Consider the following 16,205-nt stretch of genomic DNA (forward strand, 5'->3'; position numbering starts at 1 on the left):
ATCTCGTGTTCCTGCCGGCCAGACCGGCAGGGAACACGTCGGTGGCATGGCCCGTTACCCCGGTGGTAACGGGCTTTTTTCATGGCCGCGCGCTTATGCTCAGGCTGAAGGCGCGCGGGCCGGCCGCCTTGGCCTGTGGCCGTTGCGTGACCTGCACGAGATAGAGGTCATCCTCCGGCACGTACCACGACTGTACGGGGCCTGTCATGGCTGTCGCGGGATGCGGGTCGATGACCCGCATGTCCAGCCCGGATGACGCCGGTTCCAGTCGCGCCGTCACCTGTTCGCCCCGGTGCAGGCCCACGCGGTAGATGCAGGTCCTGTCCTGTCCCATCCGCGCATGCCAGTGCAGCCGCCGGCCCGGTGCCAGGTCCTGCGCCGGATTGCACAGCGGGGCGACCACGCCCATGTTTTCGAGCATGGCGCGGATGTCGGCAGGTTTGGTGAGTGGTGTGGGACCGGTCGTGAGGAGATCGAGCCGCCCCGGATCAAGAATCCCCACCGTCATGTTCACGCCCTGCCGGTCGGTCAGCAGCCAGGCGATGCGGCTGCCGCCTTCGTGCTGCCGGTTGCCGGTGATGAACAGCAGGTCGCCCGCGGGCTGCAATGGTCCCGCCACTTCCATGTTTGACAGGAAAGTCGCGTAGCGCGCGCCCAGTTCCTGCCGGAGCCTCGTGGCCAGTGGCCCTTTTTCAAACAGGCCGGTGTCGGGTGCGTACTGCCCGGCCGTCATGGCCAGTTCCCGCGCCAGCGCCGTGTCGGGGGCCTGCGGCGCGGCAAGGGCTGTGGACGCGCCAAGGGCAAGCAGGCCTGACAGGCCACAAAGGAAAAGGCGGAAATCAGGCACGGGGAAACCTGTGTTTGCAGCCGATTGGAAAACACATGCCCGGCGCGGGGCCGGGCATGCGGGGAAGGTGTGCCCGGAGGCGATCTGTCAGGCGCGTGGCGGACGCTTGCGGGAGGACGCACCCCCGCGCGGCGGCCCGCCAAACCCACCGGGCCGTCCCGCGCCGCCGGGCTTGCGCGGGGCGAACGGGCGACCGCCACGCGGCGGCCCACTGCGGCGCGGCGGGCCACCTGCCGGGGCGCTGGCGGGGGAGATCTGCACCTCGTCATTCTCGATCGCGGCGATGCAGGAGCGGAATTTTTCGGTCGATTCCGGCGTGATCTCGAACAGGGTCTGGGTATCGTTGATGCGGATGGCACCGATATCCGCCTTGCGCACGCCACCCAGGCGGCAGATCAGCGGGATCAGCCATTTGGGATCAGCCTTTTCCTGCCGGCCCACATTCATGGCGAACCATGCGCCTGGCTCGCCACTGCCATAGCTTTCACGCGGGGGGCGGGGGCTGCCATCACGTTCGGGGCGCTCGCGCACGGGGCGTGGGGCATCGGGGGTGATGTGGCGCACGTTCTCGGGCGCGGGCAGGCGGGCGCGGTACATCTGCAGCAGCGCGGCGGCAAGCTGCTCGCTGCTGCGGCCTTCCACCAGTTGGCCCACCAGTTCGTTGTCGGCTTCCGCCACGTCCTGGTTCAGCACCGGATCGGCCAGCAGGCGCCTGGCGTCACTGGCGCGGATTTCAGCCGCCGTGGGCACGCCGGACCATGTGGCGGTGATCTTGGCCCCCTGCATCAGCCGCTCGGCGCGGCGGCGCTGGGACATGGGCACCATCAGCACGCATACGCCCTTGCGCCCCGCGCGGCCCGTGCGGCCCGAACGGTGCAGCAGGGTGGCGGGATCGGTGGGCAGGGTGGCATGCACCACCAGCGCCAGCGCGGGTATGTCGATGCCACGGGCGGCCACGTCGGTGGCGACGCACACATTGGCCTGGCCCTTGCGCAGGCTGTCGATGGCGCGCGTGCGTTCGTTCTGCCCCAGTTCACCCGACAGGGCGACCGAGGAGAAGCCGCGCTCGACCAGTGCCGCCTGCATGTGGCGTACCATCTCGCGCGTGGCGCAGAACACCATGGTGGTCTGGCTGTCGGTATAGCGCAGCACGTTGACCACGGCGGGGATCAGTTCCCGCGCATCGGCCACGACGGCGCGGTATTCGATATCGGCATGCTGCTTGGCGCCCGACAGGGTATCGATGCGCACGGCGTCGTTCTGGTAGCGGCGCGCCAGCGATGCGATTTCCTTGGCGATGGTGGCCGAGAACAGCAGCGTGCGCCGCGTCTTGGGCATGGCGTCCAGAAGCTGCTCAAGCTCGTCACGGAAGCCCAGGTCGAGCATTTCGTCCGCTTCATCCAGCACGACCACGCGCAGGTCCGACATGTCCAGGCGGCCACGGGACTGATGGTCGCACAGCCGTCCCGGCGTGCCGACCACGATATGCGCGCCAAGCTGCAGCGCCCGGGCTTCACGCCGGGCGTCCATGCCGCCAATGCACGAGACGATGCGCCCGCCGGCCGGTGCGTACAGCCACGTCAGCTCACGGGTTACCTGCATGGCCAGTTCACGCGTCGGCGCGATGATCACGGCCAGCGGCGGACCCGCCGGGCCAAAATGCTCGGCCCCGCCAAGCAGGGTGTCGGCCATGGCAAGGCCGAAGGCAACGGTCTTGCCGGAACCCGTCTGGGCGGAGACAAGCAGGTCACGCCCTTCGGCGGCGACATCCAGGACAGCTTTCTGGACGGGGGTCGGGTTATCGTACCCACGCTCGTCCAGCGCGCGTTGCAGGGCGGGGTGGGTTTCAGGAAACGGCATGTATCGGGCAATCCGGACAAAGCATGAAGAACATGGGCGACGCAGGAAGGAAACTGGCCGCCGGCCCGTGTTCATGCGTCAGGGAGAACGCCGGTCCATAAAGAATGATTGCCCCAAAAGCCAGAAATAATAACCAGGCGGGGTATTTTACCCCGGCACGGGCGGGGCAATCAGGGCACCAGCACCGCTGCCCCTTCAAAACGGCCGTGGCGCAGGTCATCCAGTGCCCTGTTGGCGTCACGCAGCGGATAGGGCGTTGTCGTGGTGCGGATTCCCGCCCGGGGCACGATTTCCAGAAAGTCCAGCCCGTCCTGCCGGGTCAGGTTTGCAACCGACACGATCTGCCGCTCCTCCCACAGCAGGTCATAGGAAAAGGCGGGGATTTCGCTCATGTGAATGCCCGCGCAGACCACGCGCCCGGCCTTGTGCACGGCCTTCAGCGCCGCGGGCACCAGCGCGCCCACGGGGGCGAAGATGATGGTGGCATCCAGCTGCTCGGGTGGCATTTCGTCCGAACCACCAGCCCAGGTGCAGCCCAGCGAGCGGGCGAAGTCTTGGGTTTTCGTATCGCCCGGCCGGGTAAAGGCATAGACGGAGCGCCCCTGCCACAGCGCCACCTGCGCAATGATGTGGGCCGCAGCCCCAAAGCCGTACAGCCCGATGCTGCGCGCCTCCTTCCCCGCCATGACCAGCGAGCGCCAGCCGATCAGCCCCGCGCACAGCAGGGGCGCGGTGGCCACGTCGTCATCGCCATCGGGCAGGGGGAAGGCGAAATGCGCGTCGGCCACCGCCAGCGTGGCGTAGCCGCCATCACGCGTGTAGCCGGTAAACAGCGGGTGGTCGCACAGGTTTTCGTGCTCGGTCTGGCAGTAATGGCAGCAGCCGCAGGTATGGCCCAGCCACGGGATGCCCACGCGCTGGCCCATGTGCAGCCCTTCCACATTCGGGCCGATCGCATCGATCCGGCCCACGATCTCGTGCCCCGGCGTCAGGGCATGGCCGGGAAAGGGCAGGTCCGCATCCACCACATGCAGGTCGGTGCGGCAGACGCCACACGCCCCTACCCTGACGCGGATCTGCCCCGGCCCCGGCTGCGGGTCGGGCAGTTCGGTCCATTGCAGGGGGGTGTGGGGGGCAAGCAGTCGCATTGCGTACATGGTCCGCTCCTTTAGTGGCAGGGTGCCTGTCACCCCATGCTACCATGCCCGCAGCCACAGGGGGCATGACCTGTATCATCACGGGTTCACGACCCGCAGCGGTAGGGGGTCAGCGCATCAAGGGCCGGCAGTCCGGCCATGATGGCCGCGCGTTCCTGCCCCAGGAATTCGGCCACCGCCGCCCGCAGGCCGGGGTGGCTGATCCAGTGGGCGGAATGGGTCAGGCAGGGGCGATAGCCGCGCTGGAGCTTGTGCTCGCCCTGTGCGCCCGCTTCCACCCGCTTCAGCCCGTGCGCGATGGCAAAGTCGATGGCGCGGTAATAGCACAGTTCGAAATGCAGGAAGGGCCAGTCATGGCCCGCCAGCCGCCCCCAGTTGCGGCCATATAGCGTATCGCGCCCCATGAGGTTGAGCGCACCGGCCACCGGCACGCCCTCACTGCGGGCGATCATCAGCACGACCCGCTCCCCCAGCCGTTCCGACAGCAGGGGAAAGAATCCGGGCTGCAGGTAGGCGCTGCCCCATTTGCGGTCCACGGTGGACAGGTAGAACTGGTAGAAATCCTGCCACAGGGATTCGGTAATCTCCGTGCCGCGATAGGTATGGAAGGTCAGCCCGCAGGCATTGGCGTCGCGCCGTTCACGCCGGATGGCCTTGCGCTTGCGTGAGGCGAGGGCTTCGAGGAAATCATCAAAACCGGTGTAGCCGTCATTATCCCAGTGGTACTGCACGCCCAGCCGGGACAGCCAGCCACTTTCCCCCAGCAGCGCCTGTTCATGCTCCGTGCAGAAGGTGATGTGGACGGAAGAGAGATCCAGCTCCCCGCAGGCCTGCCGCAGCGCACGGCCGGCCAGCAGGCGGCGGGCATCGGCATCGGGTGCGTCGCCTACCAGCAGGCGTGGCCCCGGCACGGGGGAGAAGGGAACGGCCACCTGCAGCTTGGGATAATACTGCCCGCCCGCCTGCGTGAAGGCCTGCGCCCATTGCTGGTCAAACACGTATTCCCCAAAGGAATGGCTCTTGGCGTAAAGCGGGGCCACCGCCAGAAGCTGGCCCGCGCCATCGCGCAGGGCAAGATGCTGGGGCAGCCAGCCCGTGGCGGGGCCGGTGGAGCCGCTGTCCTCCAGCGCCGAAAGGAAGGCGTGGCTGACAAAGGGATTGGCATCACCCGCGCAGGCATCCCATTCCCGTGCCGGGATTTCGGCAATCCTGCGGTGCAGGATCATGGTGGTGCCGGTCATGACGGGCGCCGCGTGATACCGGCGGGATGGCGTGCTGGGGTCATGACTGGCTCCCTCCCATGTGGTGTTACATCCGTGTTCAGCCGATCTCGAACAGGCCCTCGACCTCAACCGCCGAATCGAGCGGCAGCGAGGGCACGCCCACGGTGGAGCGGGCGTGGCGGCCCGCATCGCCAAACACCGCCACCGCCAGGTCGGATGCCCCGTTCATGACACTGGCATGCTGCGTGAAGTCCGGCGTGCAGGCAATGAAGCCGCCCAGCCGCACCACGCGCTTCACGCGCGACAGGTCGCCAAGGGCGGCCTTAACCTGTGCGATCACGTTGATCATGCTGTAGCGCGCGGCCTCGACCGCCAGTTCCACCGGCACGGTACCACCCAGCTTGCCGGTGGTGAGCAGCTTGCCATCAACCAGCGGCAGCTGGCCGGACACGACCAGCGATGACCCGCTGATCACGGCCCCCACATAATTGGCAACCGGGGCGGCGGGGGTGGGCAGGATGATACCAAGCTGCTTGAGGCGCTGTTCGGGCGTGGTGTCGGGCATCGGGTCGTCCTTTTTACTGTCTCGGGGGCGGGTGCCTGCGTGGCCGGTCAGCCGACCAGGCGCAGCCCGCGCCGCCGTGGGGGCGTGTCATCGCCATCATCATTGCCGGACCGGGGCAGGTCCAGTGGCAGCATGGGGGCGGGACTGTCCGCCATCATGTCCTCATGCGGGGCATCGGGCAGCCTGCGCCCCAGATACGCATCGGACAGCGCCCGGAAGGCATAGTCCAGCATGGATGTGGCATAGGACGCAACCGGGTCGCCCTCCACCGTGCCGGCGGGGCCGAACTGGGTGTAGGCGAAGGCCTCGACATAGCTTTCCAGCGGCGCGCCGTACTGCAGTCCGATGCTGACCGCCTGGCCCAGCGTGTCCATGAGCCCGCGCACCATCGGGCTTTCGCGCGTTGGCGTCAGGCTGATCTCGCCCAGCGCGCCATCGGCGTATTCGCCCGTGCGCAGGAACAGGCGGTGGCCGCCCACGCTGGCCTTCTGCGTAAAGCCGCCATGGCGGGCGGGCAGCGGGCGGCGCACGCCGCGCTCCAGCCCCGCGCGGGTGGCCAGCACGTCACGCGTGGCGTCGGGGCGTGGCGGGGCGCGGTCCACGAAGCCGCTCAGCGCGCGGTGCATCGCCTGATGGGAGGCCGCACCGGGCAGGGCCAGCACGTTTTCACCCGCAAGGGTCGCGGCAAAGGCGGCTTCCAGGGTCAGCCCACGGCAGGCCAGGCGCGCCAGCGTGCTTGTGGCCAGCCGCCCGTCGGCGCGCAGTGGCGAGAACACGGGGGCCAGGCCGCAGGCTTCCACGCCCAGCAGCGCATCGATCGGGCCGGGGGTGGAAAACCCGGTTTCCACCCGTGCCGCGGGCTGGTCGGTCTCCACGGCGGCCTCCTGCCAGACGCTGCGTGCGATCTGGCTGACACCGGGCAGGATGCTGCGCACGGGGGGCAGCGGCATGGCGTCCGCGCCCTCGCCCGCATGGGCGACCAGGGTGGCCAGCGCCACGATGCTGCACGCGGCGTCGCGCCCGGCCTCGCTGTCATAATCGAAGCCCAGCCCGGCCAGACAGGCATCAAGGTTGGTCAGCAGCACGGAGCCGGCAATGACCGGGCGCTCCTGCCCCGGCTGCGGGGCGGGGGGGACGGCGCGCAGATGCGTGGCCGCCTGCCCCGTGGGGTCGGGCAGGGGCAGTTCGCCATTGCACATGTGCCGCTTCTGCTGCGCGATCACGCGCAGCACGCGTGCCAGCAGCCGCAGGGCGGCCACGAAGTCGCGCGCCATGAAGCTGTTGTCGGCCTCCACGAAGGCGGCCAGGTTGACCACGAAGCCGGGCCTGCGGTCATGATGGCCGTGCCACAGGTCCCGCGTGGGGGCCGCCTGACGCATGAGCAGCAGGCACGACAGCGCCCGCGCCACGGGGCGGACGACCGGGCCGGAGCATTCGCCCGTGCACAGGTCATCTATCCAGTGCGCCGCTTCCTCGGGCAGGCTTGCGGGACCATGACCGGGGGCCAGCCGGGCCAGGGCCTCGGCTGCCGTGTCATCCCAGTCGGCGGGCAGGGTAACGGAACGGGGTGTGTCGTCAGGGTCCGCTGCGGCCTCTGTGGTACGCATGCGCACGCCGTTCCAGTGGCTTCGTGCTGTCATGCCTTCCGTTTTACCGGGGGGCAGGGGCGGTGCGGAACCCGTTCGGGACGGAGTCGCAACTATACATCCCACTGGGTACAGTGGATATGGGGGATAACTTCCCGTGATCGGGATGCCATGGCCCGCGGGTACCCTGCCGTGACGCCACGATCCCGCAGATGTGAGGGGCGGGGGCGCATATCCGCGTGGACCGCGCGGCCGCGCGCGGACTAGGCTTGGGGCATGGCAAATCTAGGCACCCGTATCTATACCCGTTTCAGGGGGCGGCTGGTCGGCAGGGACGCCGATGGCCGGTGTTATTATGAGGCCCGGACCCCCAACCGCACCGGCGGCGGGGAAAAGCGGCATGAGCGCTGGGTCATCTATCATAAGGGGGAGGACGCGTCCGCCGTGCCGCCCGAATGGTGGGGCTGGCTGCACCATATGGACGCAGCCCCCCTGCCCGAGAGCGCGCGCCAGCCCTGGCAGCAGCCCTGGCAGCCCAACCGGACCGGGACGGCACAGGCCTATCACCCGCCCGGCAGCGACCTGCGTGGTGGCCAGCGGGCTTCTACCACCAGTGATTATGAGGCATGGTACCCCGAGGGATGAAACCCGTGGCGTAACCTGCTAGGGTGCGCGCCATCGGATATTGGGGAAGCATTGCCATCATGGTTGCTGCTGTTTCACGGCGCGCGGGCCACCAGCCAGCGGAACTTCTTGCGGGCTTTGCCGTGCTGGCCGCGCTGGCCGGCATGCTGGCCTATGCGGTGCTGGACAAGGGCCGCACGCATGAGACCGGGTACAGGCTGAACGCGGGCTTTGCCCATATCGATGGCCTGTCCATCGGTTCCGACGTGCGGCTGGCCGGGATTACGGTGGGTCAGGTGGTGGCGGAACGGGTCGACCCGAAAACCTATGCCGCGCAGGTGACCTTTACCGTGCGTCCCGATATCAGGCTGCCCGATGATACGGCGGCCATCATTACCAGCGACAGCCTGCTGGGGGGCAAATACATCGCCCTCTCGCCCGGCGGGGATGAGAAGATGCTCGCCCCCGGTGGCACGATCGGCCAGACGCAGGGCGCGATCAGCCTGGAGCAGCTGCTGAGCAAGTTCATCTTCTCCGTCACCGATACACTGACCAGGAACCGGCAGGACAAGGCGGCGCAGACCCCCGCTGCCCCGGCAGGGGATGCCGCGCCATGAGCCATGACGGGACGGATGACGTAACCATGCCTGAAATCTGGCCTCAGCCCGATGGCACGCCGGTCTCGTGCCGGGACAAGCTGCTGGTCCTGCGTGAAAACCATGCCGAACTGCAGGGCATCCTGCGCGATGCGTTCGAGGATGCGATCATAATGGGCGTGGACGAGGGGGCCATGCGGCGCATCCTGCACGGCGTGGTGGATGGCCTGCGGAGCCCGAAGGCATGAGGCTGCCCGCGTTCTGCCTGCCCGCCCTTGTGCTTGCCACCCTGCCCGGTGCCGCCCATGCCGCCGAATGGCTGACCCCGCCCGCCATGTACCCGCCCGATACCTGGCAGGGCCGCACGGTTGCCGTGGTGCGCGTGCTGGACAAGCTGGACGCGCATGTGCAGCAGGTCGAGATTCCGGTGGGGCAGGATGTGCCTTACAAGAGCCTGACGCTACATGCCACGTCATGCCTCCAGCGTCCGGCCACGCTGGCGGCCGACAGTGCCGCATGGCTGGAAGTCCATGACGCGCATGAGGGCATGGCCGCCTTCCAGGGCTGGATGGCCATCGCCGAACCGTCCACCGGCGTGTTCCAGAACCCGCTCTATGACGTGCAGCTTGCCAGTTGCGGGGGGGATGCGGTCGCCCCCGTCCCGCCCCCGTTAAGTGTCGCGGCCGCGCAGGCCCCAGCCACCGCCCCCGCTGCCGGCCCCGATGGCACGGGCGCGCCGCCCCTGCCCGATGGCAGCGTGCCGCCCGTGCCCGGCACGGCTGCGCCAGGTGGGACACCGGCGCCCCAGCCGCCGCCTGTCGCGCGCCCGCTTTCCCCGCCGCTGCCCGTGCCCCCGGCCGACCCGGCCGATGAAGGGGCCGCCCCGCTGATGCTGCATTAGAAAACAGTTTAATTTATATCGTATCAATGCTGCAGGTCTGCACAGCGCGGTTCCGGGCTTGCGCATTCCCCAGCTTTGCCGGAGGCTAGAACAACCATGAGCAAGATCTCCACCCTTCCTTCGCTCGATCGGCTGCCTCCGCCCGCCCGCGCGGCATTCCTGCTGGATTTTGATGGTACGCTGGTTGATATCGCCCCCACGCCTGAATCCGTGGTCGTGGCGCCCGGCCTGATCGATACGCTCCTGCGCCTGCGGGAAAAATGTGGCAATGCGCTGGCGGTCATATCCGGCCGGCCGATCGAGCAGATCGACCATTTCCTGCCCGGTGTGCCCTATGCGGTGGCGGGGGAACATGGCATCGCCATCCGCCATGCACCGGGCCAGCCCATCGCGCGCGCGCCGCTGCCCCCCGTGCCCCCGGCCTGGCTGGAACAGGCCGACCGGCTGGCGCAGGCCCATCCCGGCATGCGGGTCGAGCGCAAGAAGGCGGGGCTTGTGCTGCATTACCGTGGCGCCCCCGACGCGGGGGACGCGCTGGGCCGGATCGCGGATGAATGGGTGGCGGCCACGCACGGCGCCTTTCATGTGCAGGCGGCCAAGATGGCGTGGGAAATCCGCCCCGCGGGCATAGACAAGGGCCATGCGGTGGAAGCCCTCATGCAGGCGGCACCCTTTGCCGGGCGTTCCCCGATCTTTGTCGGGGATGACGTGACGGATGAGGATGGCATCCGCATGGCGGTGCATCTGGGGGGGGCGGGTTTCCGCATTCCCGCCGACTTTCCCGATCCGGCCGCCTTCCGTGGCTGGCTGGCCCGACTGGCTCAGGGGGGGGACGGCGCATGGGGCGGCTGATCATCGTTTCCAACCGCGTCCCCTCCCCGCGTGAGCGCAGCCAGCCTGCCGGTGGTCTGGCCGTAGGGCTGAAGGACGCGCTGCGGGAAGGGGAATCCCTGTGGTTCGGCTGGTCGGGCAAGCAGGTGCAGCTGCATGGGGGCGACCCCGTGCCCCGGCTGGACCGGGTCGATAACGTAACCTACGCCACCATCGACCTGACACCGCTGCAGTATGAGGGATTTTACCAGAACTTCTCCAACGGCATCCTGTGGCCCCTGTTCCATTACCGTGTCGGGCTGATGAACTATTCCCGCACGGACTGGGAAACCTATCTGGCGGTCAACGCCATGTTCGCCCGCACGCTGCTGCCACTGCTGCGGCCCGATGACGTGATATGGGTGCACGACTACCATCTGTTCCCGCTGGGTCAGGCGCTGCGTGACCTGGGGGTGAACTGCCGCATCGGCTTCTTCCTGCACATTCCGTTCCCGCCATGGAGCCTTGTCCGCTCGCTGCCCGGCGCCGAACTGCTGCTTGAGGACATGCAGGCCTACGATCTGGTGGGCGTGCAGACCCCCGAGGATGCCGAGAACCTGAACCATTCGCTGGAAGCCAACGGCCTGCCCGCGCGCGGACAGGCCTTTCCCATCGGCATCGACCCCGATGAATTCCGTGCCCAGGCGGAAAAAAGCATGCAGGGCGAGGAAGTGGAGCGGCTGGAAGGCAGCCTGCGCGGGGCCAGGCTGGTGCTGGGGGTGGACCGGCTGGATTATTCCAAGGGCCTGCCCGAGCGGTTCCGTGGCTATGAAGCGCTGCTGGCGCGCTACCCCGAGCATCGGGGCAAGGTCACGTTCCTGCAGGTGGCCCCGATCTCTCGCGGCAGCGTGGAGGAATACCGCCAGCTGCGCCGCCAGCTGGATGAACTGACCGGGCGCATCAATGGTGCCTATTCCGAATTCGACTGGACACCGATCCGCTACATCACCCGCCCCCTTCCGCGGGAAGTGCTGGCCGGGTTCTATCGCCGGGCGGAGGCCGCGCTGATCACCCCGCTGCGCGATGGCATGAATCTGGTGGCCAAGGAATATGTCGCAGCCCAGGACCCGGCCAACCCCGGCGTGCTGATCCTGTCGCATTTCGCCGGTGCCGCGCCGGAAATGGATGAGGGAATTCTGGTCAATCCGTATGACCCGGATGAAATTGCCGATGCCCTGCACGCCGCCCTGACCATGGGGCTGGCGGAGCGGCGCACGCGCTGGCGCGCGCTGGAGCGCGAGGTCAGCAGCACCACGGCGGTAAGCTGGGCAGCCGATTTCCTGCGCGCGCTTGAAGCGGCCCCTGTCGCGGAGCGGTCGTAGGCATCATGCGACAGACTGCCCTGTTGATGGTGCTGGCTGGTTGTGCCGCCCTTGGTGTCGCGTGGTGGAGCGAACACATCTTGGGTCATGTGCCCTGCGGGCTGTGCCTGTGGGAGCGCTGGCCCTACCGTATCCTGGTGGGGTTCGGGCTGCTTGGCATGGTTCTGCCGCGTGACGTGGCGCGCGGCGCGGTGGTCATGTGCGTGCCGGTGCTGCTGGTTGCGGCGGGCCTGGGATTTATGCATGTGGGGGTGGAGCAGGGGTGGTGGCCCAGCCCGCTGCCCGAATGCCGTGCGCCCACGTTCCATGGCGGCAGTTTCGCGCAGCGTCTGGCATCCATGCCGGCACGTCCCGCCAAGCCGTGTGACGCACCGACCTATCTTCTGCCCGGCGTGCCGCTTTCCATGGCGGCACTGGGCAGTCTTTACGCGCTTGGGCTGATTCCCTTCGTGCGGCGTGGAACGCAGGTCAGGACAAGGTTCCGCGGCCGCGGCCGAAAATCAATCCAAGGATGAACAGCACGATGAAGATGAAGAACAGGACCTTGCCAAAATAGGCAAAGGTGTCAGAGATGCCGCCGAAGCCAAAGACCGCGGCGATCAGGGCCAGGACAAGGAATGTGATGGTCCAGCGTAACAGGTCCATGATCCGGTTTCCTTCAGGTAAGGGGTTGGGACAGGCGGGGCATGCCATCCGCCCCATAACAATGCGCCAGATGGGCCCCGGTTCATCACGGATGGTTATTTTGGCTGAAGCAGCGCGGGAGACCCGGACATGACGGCAGGCAGTGGTATGGCTGGTTTTCATGGTTTGTACCAGCAGGGTTTCGCGCGCGTGGCCGCCTGTACCCTGCCCGTTGCGCTGGCCGACCCGATGGAAAACGCCCGCCGCATCCACGAAGGAATCGTGGCCTGCCATCAGGCGGGGGCGGTGCTGGCCGTGTTTCCCGAACTGGGCCTGTCGGGCTACGCGATCGAGGACCTGCGCCAGCAGGACGTGCTGCTGGATCAGGTCATGGAAGCGGCGGCCTGGCTTGCACGGCAGACGGCGGGCCTGCTGCCGCTGGTGCTGGTCGGGGCGCCGGTTGTATGGGAAGGCGCGCTGTACAACTGCGCCATTGCCCTGCATGACGGGCATATCGTGGGTGTCATACCCAAGTCCTACCTGCCCAATTACCGTGAGTTCTATGAGGCCCGGCAGTTCACCGCCGGGGCCGGGCTGCGGGGCGGGCATATCATGCTGGGGGCGCGCGCGGTCCCGTTTGGCACCGACCTGCTGTTCAGGGCGCGGGGCGTGCGCGGACTGGTGATCGCCGCTGAACTGTGTGAGGACATGTGGGTGCCCCAGCCACCCGCCGTCCATGCCGCCCTTGCGGGGGCCACGGTCATTGCCAACCTGTCCGCCAGCAACATCACGGTGGGCAAGGCGCGTACGCGTACGCTGCTGTGCCAGTCCCATTCCGCACGCTGCCTGTGCGCCTATGTCTATGCCGCGGCGGGGGAGGGTGAATCCACCACCGATGTGGCATGGGACGGGCAGGCCTCGATCTTTGAAAACGGTGTGACCCTGGCGCAGAGCGCGCGCTTTCCCACCGGGCTGGTCACGCTGCTGGCGGATGTGGATCTGGACCTGCTGCGTCAGGAACGGCTGCGCATGGGCACCTTTGCCGATAACCGCGCCCATGTGGCGGCGGCGGCGGAGTGGCGGTCTGTCGAACTGGTCCTGAGCCCGCCGTCCACCGATCTGGGCCTGAAGCGCGCCATCCCCCGTTTTCCGTTCGTGCCCAGCGATCCGGCGCTGCTGGACCAGGACTGCTACGAAGCCTTTACCATCCAGGTTACCGCCCTGAAGCGGCGGGTACTGGCATCGCGGGCGAAGACGCTGGTGATCGGGGTCTCGGGCGGGCTGGATTCCACGCATGCCCTGCTGGTCGCGGCGCGTGCGGCCGATGAATGCGGGCTGGGGCGGCAGGCGGTGCTGGGCTACACCATGCCCGGTTTTGGCACCAGCGGCGGCACGCGCGACAATGCGCATGAACTCATGGCCGCCCTTGGCGTGCAGGCGCATGAGATTGACATCCGCCCCGCAGCGCGCCTCATGCTTGAACAGATGGGCCATCCCTTTGCCGGGGGGGAGGCCGTGTATGATGTCACGTTCGAGAACGTGCAGGCGGGCCTGCGCACCGATTTCCTGTTCCGCCTGGCCAACCAGTCCGGTGGCATCGTGATTGGCACGGGTGACCTGTCGGAACTGGCGCTGGGGTGGTGTACCTATGGCGTGGGTGACCAGATGGCGCATTACAACGTCAATGCCGGGCTGCCCAAGACGCTGATCCAGCACCTGATCCGCTGGGTCATGGCCCATGGGCGGGAGACGGCGCGGACCTGTACCGTGCTGGACGCCATCCTTGCCACCGAGATCTCGCCCGAACTGGTGCCCGCCACGGCGGGGCAGGCGGTGCAGAGCACGGAATCGCTTATCGGCCCCTACGCGCTGCATGATTTCACGCTGTTCCATGTGCTGCGTTACGGATTCCGCCCCTCGAAAATCGCCTTCATGGCGCTGCATGCCTGGGGGGATGCCGCGCGCGGGGACTGGCCGCCGGGATTCCCCGAAGGGGGCAGGAAGGTCTATGCCCTGTCGGAAATCCGGCACTGGCTGGGGGTTTTCCTTAACCGGTTCTTCGGTTTCAGCCAGTTCAAGCGCTCGGCCATGCCCAACGGGCCAAAGGTACTGGCTGGTGGCGCGCTCTCGCCGCGTGGCGACTGGCGCGCGCCATCGGATGGCAATGCCCGTATCTGGGTGGAGGAGCTTGAAAGCCGCGTGCCGACGGACTGAACCAATCGGGGTCCGATTCCGAATTTCTTAACCCATTCCTGACAAATACGGTCCTGAAAGCTTCCCGGCTCACGCTGCGGTCACGACAGCACGGGCGGTGGCACAGAAGCGGCGCGATGGGGCGGTAACATGGCCTGATCCCCAGCGTGCAGGAAGGAATGAATTGCATGATGGGATACGTGACCGTAACCGGGGCCACAGGGCTTACGCTTGATGTCAATCCGGATAGCAGCGACATCATACTGGCGCTGAAGACCGTTGGGGAAGAAGCCGCGCTGAGCCAGCTTGACCAGTTTGCGGTGAATGAGGATGTCACGGGCACGGAGATCGTGTCCCTTAAGGGTGATTTCAGTGACAGTGCCTTTCAGGAAGCGCGTCTTCTCGGGGTGGCCGGGATTGATTACGGCATGGACGATGCGGCCGGTCCCCTGCTGCAGGAAATTACCTCGGGCGGCAGCTATGACGTGACAGGCCGCGCGGTCGAGATCGGCAGCACCACCGCCACCGTGCTTGACCAGCAGCTTTTCCTGTACGGCGGCAGCAATCCCACCGACGTGGTGGATGGCGATGCCGGGACGGTGGACTATCATGCCGGTTCAGGCAGCGTGAATTACGACGCGGCGGGTGGGGATACGCTGTTCTTCAGCGGCAGGCCCAGTGATGACGTCAACCTGATGGCCGGGTCCGATACCGTCTATGCCTTTGACAGCACGCCCACGGTCACGGGGGACTGGGATGCGGCGGGCAGTACCACGGCGCTCTTTAACGGTGCGGGCACGACCCTTACCGCCATTGATGGCGAAGTGGTTCAGGATATCAGCCATTCCACCATCAATGCCTTTGTCAACACCACGTTTTTTGAAGATGAGGGCGCCCAGGTCAACATCATCCAGGATGGCCTGGCCGATACCATCAATGGTGACGGGGCCCTGGCGGTGGAATCGGTCAGCGGCAGTTCCATTACGGCGGATAGCGGCCTGAGTGTGACCGGGGGCAGCGGGGACACGATTTCGGCCAGTGCCTCCGCCCTGCTGTCCGGCGTGGATGACAGCACGATTTCAGTCAGTGTGCCGGGCACGCTGCAGTTCATCAACGGGGCCAGTGGCATTGCCGATACCGTGACCGGGGGCAATGCCACCATTTTTGGCACGGCGGGACTGGACCTGACTGCCAGTACCTCCGGCACCACCACCTATTATGCCAGTAGCGGCAACGAGACGCTTGATGGCGGCCTGTCCACGGGCAGGCTCTATGCGGTGGCCGGTAGCGGGAATGACACGCTGGTTGGAGGCAGCGGGCAGGACACGCTTCAGGCGGGAACGGGGAACGACCTGCTCAAGGCCGGTAGCGGTACGACGGAATTCGACTTCATCAAGGGCAAGGACGGGGGCAATGACCTGATCCAGGATTTTGGCAAGTCGGCCGCCAATGTCGTCAACCTGTCCGGCTTTGATGCGACTCCGGCCACCATCCAGTCCATGCTGGATAACGCAACCATTGCCGGGGGCAATACGACCATAAGCCTGGGTGACAGCACCAAAATCACCTTTGTGGGTGTTACGGACCTGAAAGTACAGAATTTCAAGAGCTGAAAAGACAGGCAGGCGGTACGTCCCCTGCCTGCGTGCAGGGATGGGACGCCGCCCGTCATGATGGCCTGATGGCGGGGAACGGGCCTGTTAGGCGGAAAGATTCAATTCCGATATGAATTTTCCGTACTGGCCATTTCTGCCCATCCATACGGGCATTTCTGTCATGGATGGCGTTCTTGCTGATGACATCAACAAGAATTTTTATGTGATAACAAAAAATTGCT

At 66.7% G+C, this 16,205-nt stretch carries 16 protein-coding genes; 9 read left to right on the top strand and 7 right to left on the bottom strand.

What is annotated here, in order from left to right:
• Positions 1-79: 79 nt before the first annotated feature.
• The 6 genes from GWK63_RS01615 to GWK63_RS01640 all read right to left on the bottom strand — a co-directional run bounded on the left by GWK63_RS01615 (position 80) and on the right by GWK63_RS01640 (position 7,259).
• On the bottom strand, positions 80-847 hold the full coding sequence (locus tag GWK63_RS01615) for a hypothetical protein (protein WP_007398794.1): 768 nt from the start codon (positions 845-847) through the stop codon (positions 80-82).
• An 87-nt stretch (positions 848-934) separates the two neighbouring features.
• Positions 935-2,707, bottom strand: a complete 1,773-nt coding sequence (locus GWK63_RS01620; protein WP_099963270.1) for a DEAD/DEAH box helicase — start codon at positions 2,705-2,707, stop codon at positions 935-937.
• 170 nt (positions 2,708-2,877) lie between these two features.
• Positions 2,878-3,864 carry a zinc-dependent alcohol dehydrogenase family protein gene (locus GWK63_RS01625; RefSeq protein WP_039999180.1) on the bottom strand — a complete coding sequence of 329 codons (987 nt, stop codon included), beginning with the start codon at positions 3,862-3,864 and terminating at the stop codon, positions 2,878-2,880.
• Positions 3,865-3,950: 86 nt separating this feature from the next.
• The gene (locus GWK63_RS01630; protein WP_007398797.1) at positions 3,951-5,105 is read right to left on the bottom strand and encodes a GNAT family N-acetyltransferase; all 1,155 of its coding nucleotides are present in this window, start codon (positions 5,103-5,105) and stop codon (positions 3,951-3,953) included.
• A 79-nt stretch (positions 5,106-5,184) separates the two neighbouring features.
• Positions 5,185-5,652: a RidA family protein gene (locus GWK63_RS01635; RefSeq protein WP_007398798.1), complete on the bottom strand. Its 468-nt coding sequence runs from the start codon at positions 5,650-5,652 to the stop codon at positions 5,185-5,187.
• A gap of 47 nt (positions 5,653-5,699) precedes the next feature.
• Complete coding sequence (locus GWK63_RS01640; RefSeq protein ID WP_172459696.1) at positions 5,700-7,259, bottom strand: TSCPD domain-containing protein; 1,560 nt, start codon at positions 7,257-7,259, stop codon at positions 5,700-5,702.
• Positions 7,260-7,514: 255 nt separating this feature from the next.
• Here GWK63_RS01640 and GWK63_RS01645 point away from each other — a divergent pair, with 255 nt between their 5' ends.
• From GWK63_RS01645 to GWK63_RS01675, 7 genes are all read left to right on the top strand, one after another.
• Positions 7,515-7,883 carry an NADH-ubiquinone oxidoreductase subunit NDUFA12 family protein gene (locus GWK63_RS01645; RefSeq protein WP_007398801.1) on the top strand — a complete coding sequence of 123 codons (369 nt, stop codon included), beginning with the start codon at positions 7,515-7,517 and terminating at the stop codon, positions 7,881-7,883.
• Between the two features lie 59 nt (positions 7,884-7,942).
• Entirely contained in the window at positions 7,943-8,479 is a 537-nt protein-coding gene (gene mlaD, locus GWK63_RS01650; protein ID WP_039999183.1) for an outer membrane lipid asymmetry maintenance protein MlaD, read from the top strand.
• The gene (locus GWK63_RS01655; RefSeq protein ID WP_007398803.1) at positions 8,476-8,706 is read left to right on the top strand and encodes a hypothetical protein; all 231 of its coding nucleotides are present in this window, start codon (positions 8,476-8,478) and stop codon (positions 8,704-8,706) included. The genes mlaD and GWK63_RS01655 overlap by 4 nt, the downstream gene beginning before the upstream one ends.
• Positions 8,703-9,359, top strand: a complete 657-nt coding sequence (locus GWK63_RS01660) for a DUF2155 domain-containing protein (RefSeq protein WP_099963269.1) — start codon at positions 8,703-8,705, stop codon at positions 9,357-9,359. Before GWK63_RS01655 ends, GWK63_RS01660 begins: the two co-directional genes overlap by 4 nt.
• Before the next feature lie 96 nt (positions 9,360-9,455).
• Positions 9,456-10,211, top strand: a complete 756-nt coding sequence (gene otsB / locus GWK63_RS01665) for a trehalose-phosphatase (RefSeq protein WP_007398804.1) — start codon at positions 9,456-9,458, stop codon at positions 10,209-10,211.
• Positions 10,199-11,551, top strand: a complete 1,353-nt coding sequence (locus GWK63_RS01670; RefSeq protein WP_007398805.1) for an alpha,alpha-trehalose-phosphate synthase (UDP-forming) — start codon at positions 10,199-10,201, stop codon at positions 11,549-11,551. Before otsB ends, GWK63_RS01670 begins: the two co-directional genes overlap by 13 nt.
• 26 nt (positions 11,552-11,577) lie before the next feature.
• Entirely contained in the window at positions 11,578-12,066 is a 489-nt protein-coding gene (locus GWK63_RS01675; RefSeq protein ID WP_007398806.1) for a disulfide bond formation protein B, read from the top strand.
• On the opposite strand, the gene GWK63_RS01680 is transcribed toward GWK63_RS01675, so the two are convergent.
• A complete protein-coding gene (locus tag GWK63_RS01680; RefSeq protein WP_007398807.1) occupies positions 12,020-12,196 on the bottom strand; it encodes a DUF1328 domain-containing protein in 177 nt (58 codons plus the stop codon). The genes GWK63_RS01675 and GWK63_RS01680 overlap by 47 nt on opposite strands.
• Positions 12,197-12,325: 129 nt before the next feature.
• Between GWK63_RS01680 and GWK63_RS01685 the strand changes: the two genes are divergently transcribed.
• Both GWK63_RS01685 and GWK63_RS01690 read left to right on the top strand, forming a co-directional pair.
• Complete coding sequence (locus GWK63_RS01685) at positions 12,326-14,389, top strand: NAD(+) synthase (RefSeq protein ID WP_039999192.1); 2,064 nt, start codon at positions 12,326-12,328, stop codon at positions 14,387-14,389.
• A 167-nt stretch (positions 14,390-14,556) separates the two neighbouring features.
• A complete protein-coding gene (locus GWK63_RS01690; protein WP_007398809.1) occupies positions 14,557-15,981 on the top strand; it encodes a calcium-binding protein in 1,425 nt (474 codons plus the stop codon).
• Positions 15,982-16,205 lie beyond the last annotated feature (224 nt).

This window comes from Komagataeibacter rhaeticus (assembly GCF_011611525.1).
In the GTDB taxonomy this organism is placed as follows: domain Bacteria; phylum Pseudomonadota; class Alphaproteobacteria; order Acetobacterales; family Acetobacteraceae; genus Komagataeibacter; species Komagataeibacter rhaeticus.

What these genes read in the sequence shown, in the direction of transcription:
- GWK63_RS01620 (WP_099963270.1), bottom strand. Translation starts at nt 2,707, where the DNA reads ATGCCGTTTCCTGAAACCCACCCCGCCCTGCAACGCGCGCTGGACGAG.
- GWK63_RS01625 (WP_039999180.1), bottom strand. Translation starts at nt 3,864, where the DNA reads ATGTACGCAATGCGACTGCTTGCCCCCCACACCCCCCTGCAATGGACC.
- GWK63_RS01630 (WP_007398797.1), bottom strand. Translation starts at nt 5,105, where the DNA reads ATGACCGGCACCACCATGATCCTGCACCGCAGGATTGCCGAAATCCCG.
- GWK63_RS01635 (WP_007398798.1), bottom strand. Translation starts at nt 5,652, where the DNA reads ATGCCCGACACCACGCCCGAACAGCGCCTCAAGCAGCTTGGTATCATC.
- GWK63_RS01640 (WP_172459696.1), bottom strand. Translation starts at nt 7,259, where the DNA reads ATGCGTACCACAGAGGCCGCAGCGGACCCTGACGACACACCCCGTTCC.
- GWK63_RS01645 (WP_007398801.1), top strand. Translation starts at nt 7,515, where the DNA reads ATGGCAAATCTAGGCACCCGTATCTATACCCGTTTCAGGGGGCGGCTG.
- mlaD (WP_039999183.1), top strand. Translation starts at nt 7,943, where the DNA reads ATGGTTGCTGCTGTTTCACGGCGCGCGGGCCACCAGCCAGCGGAACTT.
- GWK63_RS01655 (WP_007398803.1), top strand. Translation starts at nt 8,476, where the DNA reads ATGAGCCATGACGGGACGGATGACGTAACCATGCCTGAAATCTGGCCT.
- GWK63_RS01660 (WP_099963269.1), top strand. Translation starts at nt 8,703, where the DNA reads ATGAGGCTGCCCGCGTTCTGCCTGCCCGCCCTTGTGCTTGCCACCCTG.
- otsB (WP_007398804.1), top strand. Translation starts at nt 9,456, where the DNA reads ATGAGCAAGATCTCCACCCTTCCTTCGCTCGATCGGCTGCCTCCGCCC.
- GWK63_RS01670 (WP_007398805.1), top strand. Translation starts at nt 10,199, where the DNA reads ATGGGGCGGCTGATCATCGTTTCCAACCGCGTCCCCTCCCCGCGTGAG.
- GWK63_RS01675 (WP_007398806.1), top strand. Translation starts at nt 11,578, where the DNA reads ATGGTGCTGGCTGGTTGTGCCGCCCTTGGTGTCGCGTGGTGGAGCGAA.
- GWK63_RS01680 (WP_007398807.1), bottom strand. Translation starts at nt 12,196, where the DNA reads ATGGACCTGTTACGCTGGACCATCACATTCCTTGTCCTGGCCCTGATC.
- GWK63_RS01685 (WP_039999192.1), top strand. Translation starts at nt 12,326, where the DNA reads ATGACGGCAGGCAGTGGTATGGCTGGTTTTCATGGTTTGTACCAGCAG.
- GWK63_RS01690 (WP_007398809.1), top strand. Translation starts at nt 14,557, where the DNA reads ATGATGGGATACGTGACCGTAACCGGGGCCACAGGGCTTACGCTTGAT.